Origin of the sequence: Paenibacillus sp. FSL R5-0701 (assembly GCF_037973995.1) — a bacterium.
Lineage (GTDB): Bacteria > Bacillota > Bacilli > Paenibacillales > Paenibacillaceae > Paenibacillus.
Map to the genome: position 1 here is coordinate 1,675,182 of NZ_CP150230.1, position 22,706 is coordinate 1,697,887.

The 22,706-nt window shown below is 47.5% G+C and carries 23 protein-coding genes and 1 pseudogene; 10 read left to right on the plus strand and 14 right to left on the minus strand.

Annotated features, from left to right (window positions below):
• Window positions 1–3: 3 nt before the first annotated feature.
• From MKZ13_RS07700 to MKZ13_RS07750, 11 genes and pseudogenes are all read right to left on the minus strand, one after another.
• Window positions 4–1,047: a S66 peptidase family protein gene (locus tag MKZ13_RS07700; RefSeq protein WP_339183030.1), complete on the minus strand. Its 1,044-nt coding sequence runs from the start codon at window positions 1,045–1,047 to the stop codon at window positions 4–6.
• Between the two features lie 111 nt (window positions 1,048–1,158).
• The gene (locus tag MKZ13_RS07705; RefSeq protein WP_339183032.1) at window positions 1,159–2,475 is read right to left on the minus strand and encodes a DUF4179 domain-containing protein; all 1,317 of its coding nucleotides are present in this window, start codon (window positions 2,473–2,475) and stop codon (window positions 1,159–1,161) included.
• On the minus strand, window positions 2,475–2,987 hold the full coding sequence (locus MKZ13_RS07710) for a sigma-70 family RNA polymerase sigma factor (RefSeq protein ID WP_339183034.1): 513 nt from the start codon (window positions 2,985–2,987) through the stop codon (window positions 2,475–2,477). The genes MKZ13_RS07705 and MKZ13_RS07710 overlap by 1 nt, the downstream gene beginning before the upstream one ends.
• Window positions 2,988–3,207: 220 nt before the next feature.
• Entirely contained in the window at window positions 3,208–3,735 is a 528-nt protein-coding gene (locus tag MKZ13_RS07715) for an ankyrin repeat domain-containing protein (RefSeq protein ID WP_339183037.1), read from the minus strand.
• Window positions 3,736–3,803: 68 nt separating this feature from the next.
• Window positions 3,804–4,667, minus strand: coding sequence for an AraC family transcriptional regulator (locus MKZ13_RS07720; protein WP_339183039.1), 864 nt, complete (start codon window positions 4,665–4,667; stop codon window positions 3,804–3,806).
• A gap of 18 nt (window positions 4,668–4,685) precedes the next feature.
• On the minus strand, window positions 4,686–5,138 hold the full coding sequence (locus MKZ13_RS07725) for an NUDIX domain-containing protein (protein WP_221819352.1): 453 nt from the start codon (window positions 5,136–5,138) through the stop codon (window positions 4,686–4,688).
• A gap of 159 nt (window positions 5,139–5,297) precedes the next feature.
• Window positions 5,298–5,786: pseudogene (locus MKZ13_RS07730) on the minus strand (GNAT family protein); the annotation flags it as partial.
• A 151-nt stretch (window positions 5,787–5,937) separates the two neighbouring features.
• Window positions 5,938–6,348, minus strand: coding sequence for a flagellar basal body rod protein FlgB (gene flgB, locus MKZ13_RS07735; protein ID WP_221819275.1), 411 nt, complete (start codon window positions 6,346–6,348; stop codon window positions 5,938–5,940).
• A 183-nt stretch (window positions 6,349–6,531) separates the two neighbouring features.
• The gene (gene speD, locus MKZ13_RS07740) at window positions 6,532–7,347 is read right to left on the minus strand and encodes an adenosylmethionine decarboxylase (RefSeq protein WP_036610662.1); all 816 of its coding nucleotides are present in this window, start codon (window positions 7,345–7,347) and stop codon (window positions 6,532–6,534) included.
• A gap of 157 nt (window positions 7,348–7,504) precedes the next feature.
• Entirely contained in the window at window positions 7,505–8,083 is a 579-nt protein-coding gene (locus MKZ13_RS07745) for a DUF1273 domain-containing protein (protein WP_036669296.1), read from the minus strand.
• A gap of 72 nt (window positions 8,084–8,155) precedes the next feature.
• A complete protein-coding gene (locus tag MKZ13_RS07750) occupies window positions 8,156–9,304 on the minus strand; it encodes an RluA family pseudouridine synthase (RefSeq protein WP_339183041.1) in 1,149 nt (382 codons plus the stop codon).
• Window positions 9,305–9,494: 190 nt separating this feature from the next.
• Between MKZ13_RS07750 and MKZ13_RS07755 the strand changes: the two genes are divergently transcribed.
• Window positions 9,495–9,902 (plus strand): hypothetical protein, encoded by a 408-nt coding sequence (locus tag MKZ13_RS07755; RefSeq protein WP_091015180.1) that lies wholly within the window; start codon window positions 9,495–9,497, stop codon window positions 9,900–9,902.
• Window positions 9,903–10,118: 216 nt separating this feature from the next.
• Here MKZ13_RS07755 and MKZ13_RS07760 read toward each other — a convergent pair whose 3' ends face one another.
• Entirely contained in the window at window positions 10,119–10,829 is a 711-nt protein-coding gene (locus MKZ13_RS07760; protein ID WP_339183044.1) for a GT-D fold domain-containing glycosyltransferase, read from the minus strand.
• Window positions 10,830–11,140: 311 nt separating this feature from the next.
• Between MKZ13_RS07760 and MKZ13_RS07765 the strand changes: the two genes are divergently transcribed.
• The 6 genes from MKZ13_RS07765 to MKZ13_RS07790 all read left to right on the plus strand — a co-directional run bounded on the left by MKZ13_RS07765 (window position 11,141) and on the right by MKZ13_RS07790 (window position 16,723).
• Entirely contained in the window at window positions 11,141–11,830 is a 690-nt protein-coding gene (locus MKZ13_RS07765) for a glycosyltransferase (protein ID WP_339183046.1), read from the plus strand.
• A gap of 18 nt (window positions 11,831–11,848) precedes the next feature.
• Window positions 11,849–12,838 carry a polysaccharide biosynthesis protein gene (locus MKZ13_RS07770; RefSeq protein WP_339183048.1) on the plus strand — a complete coding sequence of 330 codons (990 nt, stop codon included), beginning with the start codon at window positions 11,849–11,851 and terminating at the stop codon, window positions 12,836–12,838.
• 75 nt (window positions 12,839–12,913) lie between these two features.
• Window positions 12,914–14,317: a nucleotide sugar dehydrogenase gene (locus MKZ13_RS07775; RefSeq protein ID WP_339183050.1), complete on the plus strand. Its 1,404-nt coding sequence runs from the start codon at window positions 12,914–12,916 to the stop codon at window positions 14,315–14,317.
• Entirely contained in the window at window positions 14,304–15,050 is a 747-nt protein-coding gene (locus MKZ13_RS07780) for a methyltransferase domain-containing protein (RefSeq protein ID WP_339183052.1), read from the plus strand. The genes MKZ13_RS07775 and MKZ13_RS07780 overlap by 14 nt, the downstream gene beginning before the upstream one ends.
• 164 nt (window positions 15,051–15,214) lie before the next feature.
• Complete coding sequence (locus tag MKZ13_RS07785) at window positions 15,215–16,345, plus strand: glycosyltransferase family 2 protein (protein WP_339183054.1); 1,131 nt, start codon at window positions 15,215–15,217, stop codon at window positions 16,343–16,345.
• Between the two features lie 171 nt (window positions 16,346–16,516).
• Window positions 16,517–16,723, plus strand: coding sequence for a hypothetical protein (locus MKZ13_RS07790; protein ID WP_339183056.1), 207 nt, complete (start codon window positions 16,517–16,519; stop codon window positions 16,721–16,723).
• Window positions 16,724–17,075: 352 nt separating this feature from the next.
• Here MKZ13_RS07790 and MKZ13_RS07795 read toward each other — a convergent pair whose 3' ends face one another.
• Both MKZ13_RS07795 and MKZ13_RS07800 read right to left on the minus strand, forming a co-directional pair.
• Window positions 17,076–17,600 (minus strand): DUF5412 family protein, encoded by a 525-nt coding sequence (locus MKZ13_RS07795; protein ID WP_339183058.1) that lies wholly within the window; start codon window positions 17,598–17,600, stop codon window positions 17,076–17,078.
• Window positions 17,601–17,623: 23 nt separating this feature from the next.
• Window positions 17,624–18,517: a helix-turn-helix domain-containing protein gene (locus tag MKZ13_RS07800; protein WP_339183062.1), complete on the minus strand. Its 894-nt coding sequence runs from the start codon at window positions 18,515–18,517 to the stop codon at window positions 17,624–17,626.
• Between the two features lie 114 nt (window positions 18,518–18,631).
• Between MKZ13_RS07800 and MKZ13_RS07805 the strand changes: the two genes are divergently transcribed.
• Genes MKZ13_RS07805 through MKZ13_RS07815 form a run of 3 tightly spaced genes read left to right on the plus strand, consistent with a single transcriptional unit; the run spans window position 18,632 to window position 22,563 of the window.
• Entirely contained in the window at window positions 18,632–20,452 is a 1,821-nt protein-coding gene (locus MKZ13_RS07805; RefSeq protein WP_339183064.1) for an ABC transporter ATP-binding protein, read from the plus strand.
• Window positions 20,445–22,409, plus strand: a complete 1,965-nt coding sequence (locus MKZ13_RS07810) for an ABC transporter ATP-binding protein (RefSeq protein ID WP_339183065.1) — start codon at window positions 20,445–20,447, stop codon at window positions 22,407–22,409. The genes MKZ13_RS07805 and MKZ13_RS07810 overlap by 8 nt, the downstream gene beginning before the upstream one ends.
• On the plus strand, window positions 22,402–22,563 hold the full coding sequence (locus tag MKZ13_RS07815; protein ID WP_339183066.1) for a hypothetical protein: 162 nt from the start codon (window positions 22,402–22,404) through the stop codon (window positions 22,561–22,563). The genes MKZ13_RS07810 and MKZ13_RS07815 overlap by 8 nt, the downstream gene beginning before the upstream one ends.
• Window positions 22,564–22,706 lie beyond the last annotated feature (143 nt).

Below are 22,706 nucleotides of genomic sequence, written 5' to 3' on the forward strand. Positions count from 1 at the left end.
TGATTACACAAACGCCATCTCAAGGCTCCCGCGTCCATTTTCATAAGCGACTTTGCCCAATGCTCCATTCACAAAGGTGAGCTGGGGCGGAACATGGCCGAGATCCACATCGTACAGTACAGGTACATCCAGATCCCCAAGTGCAGAGGATAGGGCATCGGTAAAATTGAAATCGGCTGTATCGGAGTAACCCGCAGGTCGGCCGAACATGAAACCTTTTACACCTGCAAACCAGCCAGCCTGTCTCATCTGCCACAGATGACGGTAGATATCCCCCGCATTCATCTCACAGCTTTCCAGATACCAGATGGTACCTTCGTCTGCACAGTACTGATCCAAATACGATTGGACGGGTGCATACGGCGTACCAATCAGACTGGAGATCGTATCCATACAGCCACCGATCAGCCGACCGGAGAACGACACAGCGGTATCTGCATCTTCCGAGTGGCCGAGCTGTTTCCATTGCGAAGGTGTATCCAGGTTAAATCCAGGAGATTCCGGTTTCCATGCCGATTGATAATGTGTGGAAGACGATTGTGTGATCTGTCCGCCGTATTTGGTCTGTAACACATCAATCCAGCGCGCAGTCACGGGATCGAGGGCGTTTGATCTTAGATCAACATAATTGGTGCCATGTGCGGATGCTGTTCCGGTGATCAGGGTATAGGCGAACAAGAACGTACTGATATCCGAATATCCCATGACCCATTTGGGCGGTAATGTTTTCAAAGCTTCCCAATCCAGCAGGGGCAGGATATCCATCAGAAATTCCCCGCCCCATGGAGGGATAATCGCTTGAATATTTGGATTGCGGAAAAATTCATTCATTTCTTCGGCGCGTTCCTCTTTGGAGGCACTCACACATTTGGTGTTGTGGCGGAGCGACGGGCTTTCCAGCACGCCAAAACCAAGGCGCTCCATATTACGTTTGCTCTCCTCAAGATAGTGGTATAGGGATTCGCCTACACCGCTGGAGGGGGCTGCCACACCGATCATGTCCCCTTGCGCGAGTGGTTGCGGATAACGGATTGAACGATTATTCATTGTGGAAACACCCTTTCTTGTGAACATATCGATTTAATGTAGCTGTTTAATATTTTCATTATAGTGCATGACAACGTCGAGTGGCTTGCAATTATGGCGGTTACATTTTCTTTAGGGAGTCACAGGAATTTCAATAGAGAACGGTGCGCGAATTTGATCAGGGTAAGAGAATATTTCCATTGTCAGATTTCCTTTGGCTGCGGCTCCATTTTTAATGACAACTCTTGCTTCAAAGACGGAAGGGCTCCAGCCTACTTCATTAATGTCGAAAGGGTTTCCTTTACTGTCCTCAATGTTGGTAAATGATAGCCCCGAAGTAGCATTTTGAGCATCTGCAATTGAAAACTCGAGGATCAGATTTTTGCCCTGGACCGTGCTTTGCAGCAATTTCAAACTGGATGGGCCGCCTTGTATTTCACCTGAAGATGGATCAATGCTGATAACCAGTTCTTCCTTATCCACCGCTGAAAGGCCAGACCCTTGCAAAGTCAGTTTTTTCGGAGTGGAGAAGTACATGCTTTCGAAAAAGACGGAACTTCCAGAGCCTGAGATAGAAGATGAATCTGTTCGCCATGCTCGGCCTTGCTCATCTACCAAGTGCAGATCACGAATGTTAAAGATTGTTTTGGTATTGTTCCGATCATATTCGATATCAAGTACAAGGCGAGTGGGATACAGAATGGCCTGTTTCACATGGATACGCTGCCCGTCCACGGTCATTGTTTGGTTTACGGGAATGATTTTTTTCATGCCTTTTGTTAAGCTGTGATCCACGGGGAAGGTGACTTTCCACTTATTATTCGGTTCCTTACCTCGTTCCTTAAATATAACGGTCAGCTCATGTGGCGGTAAAGATTCTATGAATGAGATATCGATTTTATCCTCATAAATTCCACTTTCTGAAGCTGGATTAAGAGAGGAATAGCTAAACGCAACAGGAAGGTCTTTACCGTTCTCATCCAGCAAATCAATGTCATAGTTGAATTTCTCGGAATCTTTCATGCCTTTCATCGTGTAGAAAATAACCATACGTGACTCGTCTGTGATAATGCCATCAACGGTCAAGGAAGTACCATCATGCTCGTCGGTGACACCGACCTGCTGTAAGAGGGACTTATCGATGGCCATCATTAATCCTTTGTCCTGGCGAATCATACTCACAATGCCCTCCATTCCGGGCAATTGCTCCACGAAGGATGCAAAAGCGGGAGAGACACGGATACATCCGGTAAACAGCAGGATGAGAGCCGCTGCCGAGATGGAACTCATATACCAGCGCAGCCGGGACTTGCGTTTGCGGGCAGCCTGGCGGATTCCGGACTGAACAGCCTGATAGGCGGCATCCGGTACAGGCATGGTTTCGTATTCCGTCTTTCGAGCATTCAGACGTTCTTCCAATGTGTCGAATGAGTTTTGTTCATCCGTCATCAGGATACATCTCCTTTCGTTTCAAGTTGATCACGGAGCTGTCCGAGTGCCCGATGTAATCGGGATTTTACAGTTCCGGTCGGGATGTCGAGAATATCGGCAACTTCAGTTAAGGAGAAACCTTCGAAATAACTCAGGATAATAATCTGTTTGCAATCCCGGTCAAGGGTGGATACGGCGGCAGCAAGATCGGGGTCCGCAGGACGATCCCAACTGCTGGATTCAATAATCTCGGTGACGGGACTGAACCGACTTTTACGTTTGCGTTCGTCCGCACAGTAGTTGAGCAGTATGCGGATGAGCCAAGTGCCAAAGTAGGAGGGCTCTTTTAATTTTTTGAGTTTATGGAACGCCCTGAACGTTGATTCCTGAATCGCTTCGAGCGCATCACCTTCGTTATGCAGGTAGGCATATGCGATACGGTACAGTTGGCTCTGATGTAATTCCATTAAGGCTGCAAAAGCCTCGGCATCCCCTTTTTGTGCGGCGATGGTGAGCTGAGAAGGGGTCACATGGCTCCTCCTTTCATCGATATGTTGAGTATTAGACCGTGTAAAGCTTCAAACGGTTCTTGTTTTCTTAGAAAAATATGTATGTACCTGATTTCTATAATAGTTGAACTACGTATTTGCATGAGAACATACAGGACAACAAATAACCGTCAGACCTTCTCTTTGTACTCCAAAAAGAGTCCTGACGGTTATTCGCGGTACTGCTCACGTTATCTAATCATTATTGCTGATGCGCTGTAACGGCTGCTAGCAGACATGAAGCTGTAGACGTGTTACCACGCTCAAGTGAAATATCCAGTGCGGTTTGGCCCGCTAAGTTTAGCGCGTTTGGATCAGCTCCATGCTGGAGTAACATCTCAATAAGTTCGATCTGATCCGTATGAAATGCTGCGGAGTGCAATGCATATTGTCCATCGCTGTCCAGAATACTTGTGGATGCCCTATGTTCGAGTAAAAGGCGGATAACTTCTGGCGAACGTTCTCCCGCAAGCGCGGCATGTAGTGCAGTATTGGACGGAATAAAGGAAATCTTTGAATGAGAAAGGGTGTTAACATCTGCTCCATGCTCCAGAAGGAGACGAACTACTTCTGCTTGTCCATAATGAGAGGCATATCCCAGCGGAGTTAACCCATCCTGATTTTCAGTATTGGTGAGTTCCGGGTGAGAAGCGAGCAATAATTGCAGGTTGGCCACATCTCCAGACTGTGCAGCCTGAAATAGTTGATTAATCTGTTCTGCATGATTCATAAGGAATACCTCCATCTGATGAGATAATTTAATTATAGATGTTCCTCTTCAGAGGTTCTTCTTCATAATCACCTTTTTGCCCGCAGCTGGGAAGGAGAGCTATGGAAGCGTCTAGTGAATAATGAACTGAACGAACCGAGGCTTTCGAAGCCCACATCATAACAGATTTTAGTTACAGACCTGTCCGAATCAAGCAAAAGCCGCTTCGCAGCCAATAGTCTGCATTCGGTCAGATAACGATGGGGTGAAGTACCAAACAACTTTTTATAACTGCGTAGAAAATGATTCACGGATAGTTGTGCAGCCGCTGCAGTCTGTTCTAGCGTTAACGGCTGATCATAGTAGGCGGAGATATACTCATGCCCGATATACACTCTTCGGTACAACTCTTCTCTGGTTGAACGTCTGATCATATCCAGTTCGTTGATCTCTTGCTGAACATTACGGTGTAGATCCAGCATGTGAAAAGCGAGCTGATGAAGCTGCTCCGCTATTGCCCAGGAATCCAGTGTGTCTTGACTGTACAAATTCCGCAAATCATTCAGAGCTGCGCCAAGCCGATTATCCATGGCATATGTACGTTCTACCCACTCAATCTTGTTAGAGGATGAATAACTATACGGCTCATCAAGTAGACGAAGATCACTGGTCATTAGATTCCGTCCGATCTCTTCCACATAACCGGAAGGGAAGAAGATACAGAAGGATTCAACTGGAGTAGATGAATCAATGTGGAGACTATATTCCTGACCCTCATTCAGAAGCAGATAGTTCTCATTATTAACTGCGAAGTGACCGCGGCCCGCTTCATAGAGCGTTTTTCCGTTACGGAATGTTTTCAGTGATAACGAGCCGCTGCCTTTCCAATCGAATTGGGAACTCGATTCATGCAGAATGAAGGGTACAGGTCGAGGAAGAGGAATCTCCAACATTTGCAAGCACCTCCAAGCTTAATTCTGGTTATATAACTTCTTCGCAGCTTCCAGCCCAGGTACGGCAAAGCAGGCGAGTGGAGAGGGCAGATCATTCAATGGGAACCAACCGATCTCACCAATGGCTCCGCCTTCTTCCAGATTACGAGCATGACCGCCAATCACCTTGGTGGAATAGAGCACGGATATCCAATGTTCCTTATGTTGTGGCTGGATCGTCTCCGCCGTACAGAGCAGACTGTCGATGGCGATATCCAGATTCACTTCCTCCTTGATTTCACGGATGACGGCAGTTTCCAGTGATTCGTAGGGATCTACTTTCCCGCCGGGAATACTCCAGGTGTATTGCTCGGGTTGACGATTCCGCCAGGCGAGAAGCACTTCGCCCCGTTCATTCAGGATGACCGCACCTACGCCGATGCGAGGTGAAATCTCAGATTCGCCTTTTGGATCTGAACTTAATTCCGACATTGACAGCGCAGCTTGTTCGTTCCCATTAGGTTGTGCAAAACCACCCGCGTCCATTTCCCCAGATTCAGGAGTACGATTAGACCGGAATGATAAGGGAAGCCCAGACTGTGCCGACCATTCTTCCGCAAGGATACTCATCGAGATCAGGTCATAATGCATGCCATCCCGCAAAACTGCAGAACGCTGGCGACCCTCTTCCCGGAATCCGGCTTTTAGGTATGCACGTCTAGCAGCTTCATTGTATTCGATGACTTCCAGCGCAATTCGGTTCAGGTTCAATTCGTGAAAGCCATACCGAAGAATCAGAGCAAGGGCATCACTGCCGTACCCTTTACCTCGATCATTTTCTTCGCCGATACCAATGGCCAGACGAGCAGAGCGATTGTTCCATTCAATCCGGTACAGGGCTGTGAAGCCAATGAATCGGTTGCCCTCCAGTGTACGTAATGCAAATTCAAATCCGTTGTCTCGGCGGACAGAGGAAGACCCTGTCTCATCCGGCGTTAACGGGATCGCGATATCGGTATCCATGTTGCGCAAGTATTCATAATCGTCTGTGAAGCGGGAGAGACGCATGCAATCTTCCGGGCATGGGGCCGCTAATCTGACTTTGGAACCTTGAAATCCATTTAAATGACGTGGAGACATGTTGCACCTCTTTTATTCGATATGAAATCAATCGTTTCTCCCCATTATACTATGAACAGAAGCGGATACCGAAAAATGGCACCAAACGAGCTATACTCAGTGGAAAAGAACCATAAAAAAAAGCAGCCGTTTCAGGCTGCTTGTACATTCATTATTTCAGATCATTCAATAAATTCTTCATTTTTTTGTAATGTCCACTGACCCGATCAACCATGTAGTTATACATGAGCTGGTTCTCTGAAAGGTCCGCCATTTCCTTGTCAATGTCAACGTTATTGTTGTTATTGTTCATCGTAGTTTCGTTGTTCTCGACAATTCGGTACTGCACGATGGAAGAATTGGGATCACTGACAGGGAAGTGTTTGTTATGAGTCCGCTTCATGGCGAGCTGATCTGTTTTGCCATTTTCAACGATACGTCTCAGCTCTTCCTGAAATTCTACCGTTTTCTTTTTGTAGTTGGGTGTGTCTGCATTGGCAATGTTGTTGGTAATGGCATTGTGTTGTGCAGTAAGCGCTTGTAACAGTGATTCGTTACGTCTTGTCGTATTCGTTTCGATCACGGGCTCAGTCTCCTTCACTGTAGATTGTACAGTTACTTCTATAATAAGAAATAAAGTTGCACACTGTCAACATAACAAAGAAAAAGACAAGCACATGCCGGAGGCCCCCCGAAAAGAAGAACCCTGCCTTCATGAAATCTTGTCTTAGACTTTGCCCTTATGGATCAGCGTTGAACAACCTCTTTAAGAGGGACGATTAATATTTTTACCGTAATAGATCTCGTCCATCTCCAGCTTCAGCCACTCCGTAATCTCCTGTTGTTCCTTCTTGCTGAGCTTATCCTTGGTGTACCCAAACAGATAATTGTCGAGATCAAACTCCCTCAGTTTACACTTGGTGTGAAAAATGTTCTCCTGATAGACGTTCACGTCAATCATGTCAAAGCTGCTCTTGATCTCGTCCGGAATATAATTCTGAATCGAGCCGATCTCATGGTCAATGAACAGCTTGCGTCCGCTCGTATCTCGCGTAAAACCACGCACCCGGTAATCCATCGTCATAATGTCCGTATCAAATGAGTGGATCAGATAATTCAGCGCCTTAAGCGGTGAGATCTCACCGCAGGTGGAGACATCAATGTCCGCACGGAAGGTACTGATACCTTCACTAGGATGAAATTCAGGGTAGGTGTGCACAGTGATATGGCTTTTATCCAGCTGCATGACAACGTTATCGGGCAGAGGGCCGGGAGATTCATCGAGTGATTCTTCAGGGATTTCCACAATCGGACCTTCCGAGACAAGCATCGTAACACTCGCACCTTGAGGCACGTAATCCTGCTGGGCAACATTAAGAACGTGGGCTCCGATGATGTCAGAGACATTGTTCAGAATTTTACTCAGCCGGGCGGCGTTATATTGTTCATCAATATATTCAATGTAAGCTTCGCGTTCGTCTTTGGTTTTGGTATAACAAATATCGTACATATTAAAACTGAGCGACTTGGTCAGGTTGTTAAATCCATGCAGTTGAATGCGCTGCTCTGGCGTAATTGTCATGGTTGCAGTTCCCCTTATCCCATACGACATATCATCGCAGTTATAATACTACTTATACCCAACCTGCCTCGAAAAAAAACATATGTACGTCATTCAAAATACGATTCTCCTCTGATGAAAGCTATGCATGAATGGACTTCAGATGATCTACATTTTTTCAGAATGAAGAATCGTCAAAGTCTATAACATCGTTCATGCGCTCATCCTCAGCTACAGATTGAATATCCTCTGAAGTGACACTGATGATTGTATAGTCCTCGTTCTGCTGTTTCTTCACGGCTTTTTCCTTCACAAAACGGGGACTGCCTTCCCCGGCATCTTCATCATAGACGAGCAGAAGACCGTCGCTTTTACGGAGCAACAGATCATCCCGTGCAGTGAACTGCCACGGCCCGATATAAGGTTGATTGCTAATCGCACCGTAATAGTCCACACCCGAGAGGATGGAACGGTAATACTCCTGCTTGTCTTCTTTCCATTGCTCCTCAGGGTTCTGAAAGGCAGTGATGATCGACAGCTTCAGATGTGGATACGTCTTCTTTAGATCAATCACCACTTCGCAGGCCCACAGGTCCACACCGTACTGTCCCGGCGTCAGCACCCATTCCAGGCCATCCTCGACAAGGGGAGTGAGTCGGGAGGAGATGGCTTTTTTGATAAAAGGAATACCTTCATGTTTCTGTCCAAAAATCTGCAATTCATGTGCCCGGTAACCGGTGATCAACAGGTTTTTCAGTGTCCGTTCCTCCTTTCAGGCATGATCAATTGATCAGTGAATTTTCTATATATGCACACATTAGTGGTGCAGTTATTTCACAGGTGGAGTTTCTGCACGGAACGGATACAGGAATGGCTTCGGAATATCCGTTTCGAATGACATTAACTCATCCGTTGTAGGGTGGATAAACGAGAGTATACGTGCATGAAGTCCGAGACGGCCAAGATCTCTTGTGCGTGCGCCGTATTTTCTGTCACCGGCAATCGGATGTCCGAGATCTTCCATATGCACACGAATCTGATTTTTACGACCTGTCTCCAGACGCACTTCCAGCAAGGAGAACTCACGGTTCGATTTCAGACGTTTGTAATGTGTAATGGCATGTTGTCCATCATTCGGACGAGAACTGGAGTACATTTTCAGCGTTTTGGTTTCCTTCAACCAAGAAGAGATGGTGCCTTCTTCTTTGGCTACTGAACCTTCAACAAGGGCAACGTAGACGCGGTCCTGCACATTTTCTTTCCAGTTGTTTTGCAGCTTCTGCTGCACCTCTTCACTTTTGGCAAACATCATCACACCCGATGTATCCCGATCCAGACGATGGACAACAAAGATCCGGTTGAGCGGATTGGTGCGGCGTACATGCTCTGTCAGTTGGCGATAAGCCGTGAGGTCATCTGTCTTGTCTGCGGCAATGGACAACAGTCCGGCTTCCTTGCGGATCACAATGATATCATCGTCTTCATGCAAAATGTTAATACCCGTTAAGGACGGAGCAGCGACTGCACCTTCTTTTCGAATGTAGACAATCTGACCTGGCGTCAGCGCTTCATTAAACTTGGTTACGACCTTCTGATCCACGGATACCTGTCCACGACCCAGAATGGACTTCACTGCGTTCCGTCCTGATTTCAAATGCTGCAACAGGAAGTTCAACAGTTCATCGGGTTTGGTCACTTTGTACTGGCGTGGTGGTTCCTGCTTGCGATAGTAGGAATTACCTGGTCGTTTGGATGCGCTGGCATTTTTGAGTTTGTTGCCTCCAGCTTTCTTGGGTGCACCCGATGATTTCGCGGTTATTGGCTTCTTATTCTCCTCCGTATTACGAGATGCGGAAGCACCTGATGTTTTGGCAGATGAGAAGTTGGACTTGCCGGACCGTGCTGAAGATGAACCTGTATAAGATTTCCCCTTGGCCGAGGCCGATGTCTTGCCTGTTGGACGTTTGCGTTTATTCATGAATAGTAATCTCCTTCTGAACAGCCTGTACCGCTTGTGTGCATACGATCCGTTCATTTTCGTTATGCAGTTCAATATACCATTAACAGTCGACAAATAAAAATAGGTTCATACAATCTGCTATACATCCAATCATAAGAGTAGTGAGATTCATAGGATAGGGTATCCCATAGCATTGGAGGTGTTACTCATGGGCGTGTTTCTCGATATGAGAACTTCGATGAACTCGGCAACCGTAGGACAGCCCGGTTTGTCACTGTCAGAATCCCCGACAGCTTTCGGCACCATTGGTCTGCAGACGCAGGGTGTGGTGAATCCCATTATTACGTTGAACGGGACAGTAGGTGTTACGGGAGAACTGGGAGATACCTTTGTTGTGGAGCTTGTGCGGGGTTTTTTATATGATCCTTTCTATATCATCTACCGTGCTGAAGGTACGATTGGACAGAACGGAGGTGCCGAATTTCATTCGTTCACAGCTCAGGATCTAGCTGCACCACCAGCATTGGAAAGTGTGTATACTTCGTTCATCTCGGGGGTGTCCACAGCAGTAAGAACCGGGCCGGAGATGTTATATGGTATTGCAGCCACCGGTTAGTAGTGAAAGGCGAAATATAACAGGCAGAGTGCTTCGTCATCACTTCCGTTGACGGCAGAGTTCGCTTCATACCCCAGAAACGCAAGACAATGCAGCGATAGGTTTCGACTAGCGCTCAGCAAGAAACCCCCGGCTTAAGAAGTCGGGGGTTTTTGCCGTACAGCATCTGCACGTTTCAATACAAATCACGAATCTAAAGTTTGGAACTGTCCATGATCAGTTGGCACGGCCTTTCAGAATGATGTTGTTGGCTTTGCCAAAATCGATAGCAACTTTGCCTGCGAGTGCGGCTGTTCGCTCCGCAAGGATAACCGCGTTGACGCCACAGGAGAAGAGAGCGACATCGAAGGTCTGTTGATTATTCTGAATCCAGTGCAGCGTTTCATCCATTTGATCATAGCTGTCGAAGGGCAGGGCAGTCACAATGTTTAGATTATAGGGCTCACGTTCGAGCATCACACGCAGTTCCTCAATCTCACGGGTAACGAGTAACACACGCTTGCCTGCAAGCATCTGCCAGAAACGCGGGTTCTGCGCCAGTTCCCGATTGACACAGGCGTGACAAGTCAGTGGAGGAGAGATGCCAAAGTGTGCAAATACCATGTCGGTCAGGGGTCTTTTGAGATAATCGGGAGCATTGATGGTGCTGTCACCACGAGGAAGAATGCCCACGATATCGGCACGTTGCAAGGAAGCGGCGACTTCATCCCGTAGTTTCGGGTTGGGAAGACGAAGTCCCTTTTGCCCTAGGTTGGCTTTCTTGGCCCAACGCTCCTGAAGGACCTGTTCCGTAGGCCATACGGTTTCTTGAGACATGACGATATTCTCGCCATCACCGACTCTTACAAGAGACAGCGGTCGGTGTTCCAGAAGTGCCGCTTCGAGCTGATCAAGCACACCTTCCATTTCAAGATAGATCGAATTCATTGATGGGTTGCCTCCTTTGAAAATTGAACTGTTCTATTCTATGTTGCGAATACCGTAACGATATGTACGTTTGACCCAAAGGGCGTCATCTTCAGTTGTATATCAATCTATTTATATGAAAGTTAGTACATCTGTCGGTACCGCTTCTATCAACGTTTCATACGATATAGAGTGCTGGATTCACAAGCGAGATGTGGCTTGTAAGCAATCAGATAGATAGAAGATGGTCTTCGTAGGAAGACAGCATCAAAACTATGAAAACAGTCTGTATCCGGTAAACGGAATTTGCAGCGTTCATGAGGAGGAATGTTATGTCCAGGAAAGTTGTGATTGAGATTAACTTCAACAATTACGGGATGGACCCGCAGCGATTGACGCGGGAATGGCTGGAACGTCGGATGAGCATCTTCCGCACGTTCACATTGCATTGCCTGAAGGCACAGACGAATCAGGATTTCCTCACAGTGGTGAAGTTGTCCAAGGAATCCGGGGAATTAATGCAGGAGATTCTGGCGGGTCAGGAGCCGCTTCCCTCCAATATTCGTTTTGGAACCAATATCGAGAGTGTGCGTGCCATTTTGGCGTTTGCCAAAGGTACGGAGCAGCTCTATATTGCCCGTCTGGATTCGGATGATTTATACCATAAAACTTTTGTTCAACAACTCTACGATATTCAACCGCAGCAGCAGACGATGGCATTGATTAACCAGAACGGATATCTGTGGGACAGTGTGAATAACGAGATGGCACCAGCGTTTCACCGTTCTCCGCAATTCTATGTCTACTTATATAAGACAGCCGAATACGCAGCAGGATACCGGGTCAAGCTTCCGGGCAGAGGTACACATGGCAATGTCATTGAACTGCCGCACGAGCTGCTTGCTCCGCGCAATTATGTCAACATCGTGCATTCGAGCAATACTTCAACCAAAAAGGTACCGCCCAAAGACCGGTTAAGCCGGGATGAGATGGCACAGGTACTACGCGAATTCATGATCTGATCAGGGAGGGATTCATCCATGATTCAAGGACAAACGATTCTGATCACTGGAGGAACGGGCTCCTGGGGTCAAAAGCTGACTGAGGTACTGCTGGAGCAGGACCCGGCTGAGATTCGCCTTCTGTCACGTAATGAATACGCCCAGATTGCGATGCAGCGAGAGTTCAACCATGATCCGCGTCTGCGATTCATCATTGGGGATATCCGCGATTATCGGGCAGTGGAAGATGCATGCAGAGGTGTGAATGTGCTCTTCCATCTGGCTGCGCTGAAGCACGTTCCGGTCTGCGAGGACCAACCTGATGAAGCGTTCAAGACCAATGTAATCGGGACGCAGAATATTATTCGGGCTGCGATACGCATGCAGGTTGCCAAAGTCATCGATGTGTCCACCGATAAGGCGGTAGATCCGATTAACGTATATGGCATGACCAAGGCTTTGGGTGAAAAAATGATGATCCGTGCCAACTGGCTAAGTGAAGGTACCCGGTTTGTCTGCATCCGCGGGGGCAATGTGCTTGGAACCAGCGGCAGTGTTGTGCCTTTGTTCCGGCGTCAGATCGATGAAGGCAAAAGCCCGACCATTACGGACAAAGGCATGACCCGTTTTTTCCTGACGCGTACCGAAGCTATACATTTACTGCTTAAGGCGGCTGAGGCGGCCGTGGGCGGAGAGACTTTTGTGATGAAAATGAAAGCTTGCAAGATGACGGAACTTGCATCCGTCATGTTGGAACAGGCAGGTCGTCCATCCTTCGATTATAAGGTGACGGGAATACGTCCAGGCGAGAAATTGCATGAAGTGTTGATCTCGCCCTTTGAAGCGCCGCGTACGTACCAATACGATGCGCAGTATTATGTCATCCTGCCGGAGCACAAGGACAAGAGCCTGACGGATCAGTACAGCAGTCTGCCACGTGTGAACTTCTCCGAGTATCGCTCGGACAGTGCCATGATGAACAAACCAGCGATTGCCCGGTTTTTGCGTGCAGGTGGCTATATCGATTAGGGTGTGTCTCAAAACTCGCTCGGAGTTTTCAGACACGCCCACTGAGGGGAGGCGGAGCGTTTGGAGGTGGTAGGTATGGAAGAAAATCATCAGCACAACCAGCACGAAGGTAATGAAGAGTTACAGCAACGTAACCTTATACAACATATTAATGACCGCTCCCTAAAAGCTGTTGTCATTGGTCTAGGCTATGTGGGTTTACCCATGGCTGTAGAGATAGCACAGGCCGGTTATCAAGTCCACGGGATTGACATCGATACTTCCAAGGTAGCTAAGCTGAACGCCGGGAATTCGTATGTCATAGGTATAGAAGATGATGTTGTGCAGTCGCTTATGCAGGCTGGATTATTCACGGCAAGCACCGATTATGCAGCGGTGAGACAGGCGAATGTCATCGTGATCTGTGTGCCCACTCCGCTGACTGCCGATCATCAACCGGATATCTCGTATATCTCGGCCGCGGTGGATGGCATGACTCCGTATTTGCAGGAAGGCAGCCTGGTTATATTGGAAAGCACGACCTATCCGGGCACAACGGAAGAACGCGTGAAACAACCGATTGAAGTGGCAAACGGCTGGCGAGCTGGAGAACAGTTCTACGTCTGTTATTCTCCGGAGCGGGTAGATCCGGGCAGTGTTCATTATGGTGTGAAAAATACCCCGAAGATTATTGGTGGTTCGACACCCGCTTGTCTGAATTATGGTAAACAGTTCTACGGCTCATTCCTCAACGAAGTTGTTCCGGTTAGTTCAACAACGGTAGCGGAGACGGCAAAATTGTTCGAAAATACATTTCGTAGTGTCAATATTGCACTCGTGAATGAGTTGACCCCGGCCTGTGAACAGATGGGTGTAAACATCTGGGAAGTACTGAATGCCGCGGCAACCAAGCCGTTTGGTTATATGCCCTTCTATCCCGGTCCCGGTATCGGCGGACATTGTATCCCAATCGATCCGATCTATCTGTCCTGGGCAGCAAACCGTCAGGGATCGGAGCTGCAATTCATCCAGCTGGCGGATGCAACCAATCGGCAAATGCCAGAGAGAGTAGTGAAGCGTGCCTCGGAGCTGCTGAAGCAGAATGGTGTATCTGTGCGGGGAGCACGTGTTGTACTGGCGGGTATGGCTTATAAAAAAGATATTGACGACTTGCGCGAATCGCCAGCATTGGACGTTTTTCGGCTGCTGAGCGTAGCGGGCGCAGATGTGGTTTTCACCGATCCAATGGTGCCTGTCTTCCGGAAGGATGACGGTACGATGCTCCAGTCTCGGCCTGCTGTACCGGAATTGTGGACAGGAGCTGATCTGGTGATCATCACCACGGATCATTCGGCATTCGATTATCAGGAGATGGCGGATCATGCAAAGCTGATTTTTGATACACGCAATGCAACGGCCGGATGCCACGGGGGAAATATTGTGGTGCTGGGTCAGCCTGTACGGCGAGGAAACACGGGAGAAACCTATGGCGAATCATGACCGGGTGAGTGAACGCTATTACGGCGAGATCAATTCGGAGGATTCTCATGAAGCGACGAGAACACGTATCCACTGGATGTGTCGTGCGGCGACAGGCAAACGCATCCTGGATGTCGGGTGCAGTCAGGGCATTACGTCCATTCTACTGGCACGTGAAGGATTTCGTGTCACTGGCATTGATTTGGAAGAAGAAAGTGTCCGATATGCGCAAGCTGAGCTTGCCAAAGAGTCTAGGCCAGTTAGGAACAATGTGGATTTTCGAATGCTGGATATTACGCAATGGAAAGTACGGACGACCTTTGATACTGTGCTGCTTGGAGAAGTACTGGAACATTTTGCTCATCCGGAGACGTTGTTGGTCCAGATTCATCGGCTGCTGCAAGAGGATGGGACGCTGGTTGTGACCGTACCGTATGGATATCATCCGTTCTATGACCACAAGCAGACCTTCTATGCAGGAAGCCTGGCGATGACCCTGATGCCGTATTTTGAAGTCTTGAAACTTGAAGTTCATCATAAATATCTATGTTGCGTGGCCCGCAAACGGCGGAGTACACAACTGCATATGTCGCCGACTTTGGATCAATTGATGGAGTGGATGGAACTGGATCATGTCCATTTTGCCGAGGTGGAACATCAGCACCTCCGCGTAATGAAGCAGCGCAAGAAGGCACTGGACAGTGCGGTGGAGCAGGTGAAACGGCTTCGCCGTCAGGAGAGTGGAGAAGTGTAACATGGGATACGATTGTAACAGGATAGGATATAAGAAGGCATGTGCCTGAGAGATTAAAATTACTGCAGGTACACCGGAACTATGTACTTGAGTTAATTAGAAAATAGGGGAACTTGCATGATCGACATATTGCAATACGCGTACGACAGGAAGGGGCTCAAAACGTGATCACCATCAGTCTGTGTATGATTGTGAAGAACGAGGAACGCATGCTGGCGCGCTGTCTGGACTCGGTTGCCGGCATCGCGGACGAGATCATCATTGTGGATACCGGTTCATCGGATCGCACGATGGACATCGCTGCGCAGTATACCAACCAGGTCTACACGTATGAATGGAAGGAAGACTTTGCCGCAGCGCGGAATGAGTCATTCACCAAGGCCACGCAGGAGTATATCCTGTGGATGGATGCGGATGATGTGCTGCTGCCCGCGGAACGGGCGAAGCTGGAGGTGTTGAAGCAGCAGCTTCCGTCCGGGGGGGAGACGGAAGCTGTGATCTTGAACTACACGCTGGCCGAGGGAGCGGAGGGGAGTCCACTTGTGACGGACCGACGCCTTCGCCTGGTCAAGCGGGATGCCGGGTGCCGCTGGCATGGCCGGCTGCACGAGCAGCTTAGCTTTCCGCGGGGCGAGGTCATTACGGCAGACATTGCCGTCACGCATCGCCGCGAAGCGGGACATCATTCAGCGCGAAATGTGCGCATTCTGCGCAAATGGATCGCCGAAGAGGGCGTAGCACAAGGCCGCCTGCTGTTTTATTATGCAGGCGAATGTTATGACCGCCAGCGTTATGCGGCGGCGGCACGCGGGTACACGAAGCTGCTGGAGCAGCCAAGCGGATACCGCGAGGATCGCCTGATTGCCTGCGCGCGGCTGGCGGAATGTTATGAACGACTGGGTGAGCCGGGCCGTAAGCTCGGAGCATTGCTGCAGTCGTTCCAGTATGATCTGCCACATGCCGATTTCTGCTGCGCTATTGCGGCCTGTTTCCATGAACGGCAGGAACCCGTCTCGGCGATCTACTGGTATATGCAGGCGGTGGACGTGAGCAGCCGCGATCCGGGTCTGCGCCCGGTGCCTATGGCTTGCCGTACATGGCTGCCACATGCCCGTTTATCCCTTTGTTATGCTCATCTGGGCAACTGGGAGCAGGCATTGCTGCATAACACCAAAGCCCGTGAGTACTTGCCCAACGATCCCGGATTGCTTGCGAATCGGCAGAAGCTCGAAGTTGTGGTACGCAAAGAGATGAAGGAGCGGGAAGAACGTGGTGAAGTGTCACCGCATAAGTAGGGAGATGAACTGGGACAGATGAGGACAGAAGAGTTTGCAGTGGGAGTAGAGATAGAGAAAATAGATTGAAATAGAAGTGAAATAACAAAGAAACTAATCCGTTGCTGGTAGGATGCGATAGGATGGATCAGTGAAAATAAGGGTTGATTGGAAATAGAGTGTAAGGCACAATTGCGAGCAGAAGCAGAAGCAGAAGCAGAAGCAGAAGCAGAAGCAGAAGCAGAAGCAGAAGCAGAAGCAGAAGCAGAAGCAGAAGCAGAAGCAGAAGCAGAAGCAGAAGCAGAAGCAGAAGCAGAAGCAGAAGCAGAAGCAGAAGCAGAAGCAGAAGCAGAAGCAGAAGCAGAAGCAGAAGCAGAAGCAGAAGCAGAAGAGGATTAAGAGGTAGAATAGATATAATAGATAAATTATGATGCTGCCATATGTTTAAAGTCCGATAGCTACGAAGTTGGTAGTGACTGAGCTTATGCAGACCACAATGAAGCATAAGTTGATAAACGATAACTTGCAGAACAAGAGCAGCCCCGCTCAACCGAAAGAGTCGGTGAGTGGGGCTTTTAATGCTTATCGTGCCGCGTATATCTCCTGCCATGGTGTAATGAAAGTAGCATTTGGTGAAATTTTCACAAGGCATACAGAGCGTTGGGACTTTTGACAATGCGGTGCAGTGAGGATTACTCATCAAGATGAGCCGTCGAGTGTTCAAGGCCATCATATTAGCTGCTAAGTTGTTTTACTTTTCAGGTGCCAAGCATCGCACATACTGTTCTTTCAGCCGTAAGCTCTTGCATGCCCAGCCCCATCCATCATATATTTCGTCATCGATGTTGAGGGTGATGGTCTCATCCGTATATTCATTCCAGTTTTCAATCCGGAGTGTGTTTTCACTTTCCCATTCGAGATGGTTATTTCCGTGGTGCTTGGCACGAAAGATTGTTTTTACCGTGGCACCCTCAGGTGCATTTGTCTTCTTTACATCGACCCAGATTGTAACGCCGCCTGCCGCACCACCGTAAGGTACACCGTAAATTTCGGCAGTATAGTCACCATTACGTGAAGGCATGGAATAGCTTAATTCTCCTTTCTCAGAACGGTCAAACGTGGAGAAGTAAGGACGGAGCCAGAAATACAGGAATACAGCGGCAAACAGTACAAGAATCAACAATGTAAATGTAGTGAGAATAGGGTGTCTACGTATCCAAGGTTTGCGAGAATCTGTATGGGATGAACTTGAATTAGCTTGAGTATTTGAGTCCATAAGGTTGATCCTCCAATTGCAGCTTACAGTGATATTTGCTTTGCAGGAATATAAATGTCCAACTCTCCGTAGTGGTCTTGAGCCAGACTGCCATCAATTTTTTCAAAATAGTAGGGATCACTCTTCTCGTACCCCGAATGGCTCTGCCAATATTCATCGATAAATGTCCAGACACTGTCCAGATGATCAATATTGATGAGACTTGGATGGAAATCACAGACAAATTTGAATACAGCATACTGGTTGGCCGGGACCTCAATTCCGTCCAGTTCTTCAGGGATATGATCCAGACTGGTGACCTCTACAGACGGCTGATATGTACTGTAATCCTCGTTAATCTCATTGGTAAATCCGATATATACGTTGGGTTGCAGCACGTTAGGAATCGAATGAAAGTGTTTTTCAAAAAAGTCGTTGCCTGCTGAATTGGCTTCATAGTGTTCTTCATTGTCTGCATACCGAATGTGGGATCGTTGCCCAATGAGTTTCATAGCCGGTTTTCGTACATACGTTGGTTTGAAAATATATCCATATGGAAGCGTTGTGATCATGGACGAAGTCATGCGGGCTGTGAATTCAAGGTTTCCAGCTCCCTGTTTGCGATACTGCAGGGGTGTAATGCCGAAGGCTTGTTTGAAAGCACGTATGTAGGATTGTTCATGTTCAAAAGCGTAATGTCCGCTGATATCGATAATCTTCCAGTTCAGATTCACCAATTGCTCCAGGCTGCGTGCTAATTTGCGTGAGCGAATGTATTCTCCAGGCAATTGTCCGCTTACATGTTTGAACATGCGATGCAGGTGGAATTTGGATATATGAGTCACAGATGCCAGATGATCCAGCGTTAATTTGTCTTGAATATGGTCTTCTATGTAGTCAAATAGCTTATCCAGTGTGTCTAGCAGATCGTGTTGCATATCAATCTCCCTACTTCTAATAGTACTTACAGCAATAAATGTTCATTTTTTCCTTATCACCGATGATATCATAACCAAGTACATAATTTAATGACAAGATTGGAGAAACCATCCATGTTTGCTGACAAAAGAACTTATACAACGTTAGGCATGTTAACTCGATTATGGACACTAACGGGCAAGTACCGTATGTTCATCATTCTGTTACTTTTCGCTGCCTGTATGGTCTCACTGATTGAGGTCGGTTATTTGGAATCGATTCGAAGACTGGTCAAAGGCGCGACTGAAGGACAGTTTTCGTTACTCTACTCAGGGTTGATCATAGGCGTTAGCATTGTAGTATTACGATTGATTGTAACCGCATTCATGACGAGGGTCGAGACGTTATTCCAGCAAAAGACATTATTGTCTGTGCAGTCTCTACTGCTCTCATCCTTTAGCAACACAGAGACACGTGATCTGGCACATTATCATACAGGTGACCTAACCTCTAGGATCTGGACTTCAGCCAAGGAAGCACAGAAGGGGATCAACCAACATGGCATTGAACTCGCGAAAAATATCATTCAGCTGATTCTTGCCTTTGCTTACTTCAGTTGGGTGAACTTGCCGCTGTCGTTGGCTATCATTGCATTCACATTGATCTATCCTCTTGTAACGGTAGGACTTGGTAAACGTCTACAAAGACAGCATGATCAGTTGAATGCCAGCGCAGCGTCAAGAGATGAGATACTAACTGAGATCATCCAAGCCCCAGTTGAGATCCGAAGTTACGGACTCGCGGGTTATGTACACCATCATTTTAAAGATCGAATGGATCAAGTGTTCAGACATACGATGTCTGTATCTGTGTTACAACGACTTTCGGAAGCAGCCGGACGGGTCTCGACGTATGGTGGCATGATTCTGATTCTCTATCTAGGCGGCATGCAGGTCCTGAATGGACATATGGATGTAGGCGGATTGGCAGCTTTTCTGGTAGCAAGCAGTCAGTTAACTCGTCCGATTGAATCATTATCTGGGTTGTGGAATGATTTTATTGGTTCGGCTTCTCATGCGTCCAGAATCTTTGAAGTGTTGGATTTGGAGAGAAAGAACACGGTTGCTAATACCAGTACAAATACATATGTACGATCCGAACCGGGTTCAGGTGAAATTGAAAAGCAATCTAAACCAGCTGGGATCAACGTACAGCATGTGTCTTATAGGTATGCGGAGCAAGAAGAAGTGTTAACAGATATTTCTTTTGAGGCCAAGAAAGGAAAGCTTACTGTAATTACAGGGCCAAGTGGATGTGGAAAGACCACGTTATTGAAATTAATAGCCGGATTAGATACATCTGTTACTGGTTCGATCCAGGTCATGAATCAGAAGAATTCACTGAAGGATATGCACGAAGTTCAGACAGGGAATGTCAATCAGGTGTATGTTCCGCAACAAGCCTTTATTTTCACAGGTACAGTGGAAGAGAATATTGTTTTTGGACAAGAGGGGATATCTGCCGATCAAGTAAAGGTTGCGGCCCATATGACGCATGCACATGACGCGATTATGCGTCAATCGCCCGGCTATGGGACAGAGCTTCAGCCGCAAGGCGGGACGATGTCGGGTGGTGAGCTTCAGCGTATTAGTCTAGCCAGAGCAATGCTGAGGAACCCGGATATTCTATTGTTGGATGAACCGACCTCATCTCAAGACCCGTGGCATGAGCAACGACTGAATGATCTCTTTGCCCGAATCACTGCTGACAAAGGCACAACGGTTATTGCAGTTACTCATCGATTATCGCTGATAGAACGGGCAGATCAGGTCATCTATATTCAGCAGGGACGCGTCGAAGATACGGGGACTCATCGTGAATTGCTGGATCGTCCAAACGGATATCGAAGTTATATTGCGGAGCAGGATACGGAAGTGGAGGGACAGCATGAGTAACAAGATCGAAGATGCAGCATATGCCGATGAAGTTGAAATGAAGAGCAGTCATGAGAAAAGTGGAGCTTATGAGATAAATGAAAATAATGAAAATGAAAATATCGAAAATGAAGCTCATCATCAGATGAACGAAAGTGATGTTCCAGATGACCCAAAACAAGCTGTATCATTGGCAACGGTATGGCCCGTTATTTTTCGCTGGATGAAACCTTATGGATTAGCTGTAGCGATCTTGCTCATTTTTATCGCAGCAGATGCGGTCTTTGATTGGGGACTTGCCTTTGTACAGGGATTCTTCGTGGATGCTATTCATGATGGGGGACAGGAGCAGTTAAACGCTACGGCGATGATCTTTATCGCCATTCTGTCAGGGTTTATCGTTTTACTCGCGATGCATCGTTATGTGCTGGTATGGCTCAAGGAATCGATGCAACGGGATATGTCCATGGATCTGTTGAAACTGTTAAACCGGATGCCCTATTCCTGGGTGCGCAGACAGAAGTCCGGGGATGTGATGCTTCGTATCAAGGAAGACACCAAGCATGGTGCAGAAGTTGTGGAGGCTATTGCAGAGGGTGTTACGGTTGTACTCATCATTGCTCTATCGCTGGGATACTTGTACAGAGCAGATGCATGGGTTGCGGTTATCGCCTTGGTAAGTGCAGGGGCAATCTGGTTTACGGCGAGGTTGTATGATCAGCGAATTGTACATCTGTCCGATGAGGTCGAATCCAGGGAAGGCGAGTCCCAGGAACAGATCCAACAGTATGTTGAAGGGATACCGGTGATTCAGATGTATAATGCTTCACCGTGGTTTCTCGCTCGTTTTCGGACACAACAGCAATCACTGAATCGTGTTCAGGCTAAGTTGCAGATGACCCTGAGCATGTCGGATAACGTGGCGATGGCGGTGTTTGGTCTGGCTCAATTGTCAGCGTTGTTCCTTATTGCTTTGTCAGCGGCTAGGGGAACTTTGTCTCCGGGCATGGTTGTTGCAAGTAGTCTGCTGTTTGAACTGGTAGTGTGGCCAGTACTCGGCTTGTCCAGCCAGTGGAGTCAGATGCAAGCCAGCGTGGGTGCATTTGGACGTATCTCTGCATGGTTGAAATTGGCGGAGAACAAGAAGACAGACACATCCAATACCAAGCACGAGGAACTTGCACAGGGAATTTGTAACCAAGATCAAGGGAGTACACAAAAAGGGGCACATAAAGAAAAAGAAATTGCTATGCTACGTCTTCAACAGGTTACATTAACCGATGAAGACAGTGGTCGGAACATTCTGGATCAGATTACGCTTAATCTGGTTCCTGGTGAACTGGTTGCGGTAGTTGGCGCTAGTGGTGCTGGCAAATCTACACTGTGCCAAGTGTGTGCAGGGCTGATCCCGCCAACAAACGGAAGCATATTGCTGGGTGATAAACATGTTGAAGAGTATATAGAAATGGATAACCAATCCAGACTGACGTATATGCCGCAGACACCTACTTTTTTTACAGGAACGATTGAAGATAATATTCGTCTGAGTTCAGACGTTACATTGGACAGAGTAAAGCTTGCGGCAGAGCAGGCAGGTTTGCATGAATATATTGAGGCACAGGAAGGACAATACGCAGCAATGTTGCATGAGAAAGGTGCCAATCTATCTGGAGGCCAACAACAGCGACTGTCGCTTGCCAGACTCTTTATGAGGTCATCCGATCTATATATTCTGGACGAACCAACGTCATCACTGGATATTCAGACAGAACAGAACGTGATGAATCACTTGCTGAACTTTATGAAAGGCAGGATAGGATTGCTTGTCACACATCGCATGGAGGTTGCTCGTCAGTGCTCTCGCATCCTTGTGATGGAACATGGCCGAATTGCCGAAGATGGAACGCATGAACAACTGATGCAGAGGAAAGGATTGTATTATCGTATGAATGCAAGAGGCGTTGCTGCCAATGAATGAACCTACGTTGAAAAAAGCGATGGATACGCTGGAGTTCTTGAGTCAGGATCGTGAAGCACGTCGTTTGTATGAAGAGCGGCAAAGTATTTGCATGACGAAGCTTCTATGGTTGAGTGGGCTAACTGAGTCTGAGATACAGTCATTGAAAGGCTAGGAGCGTATACAGTACAAACTAGTTGTTAATTAAGCTCTTATTGTATGTTGAAATGAATGCAATCGTTTTGTCCAACTAGGGCAGGACGGTTGTTTTTATTTTGATGAAGGGGCTTCAAACGTTTTACAGTAAAACGCGGTTGC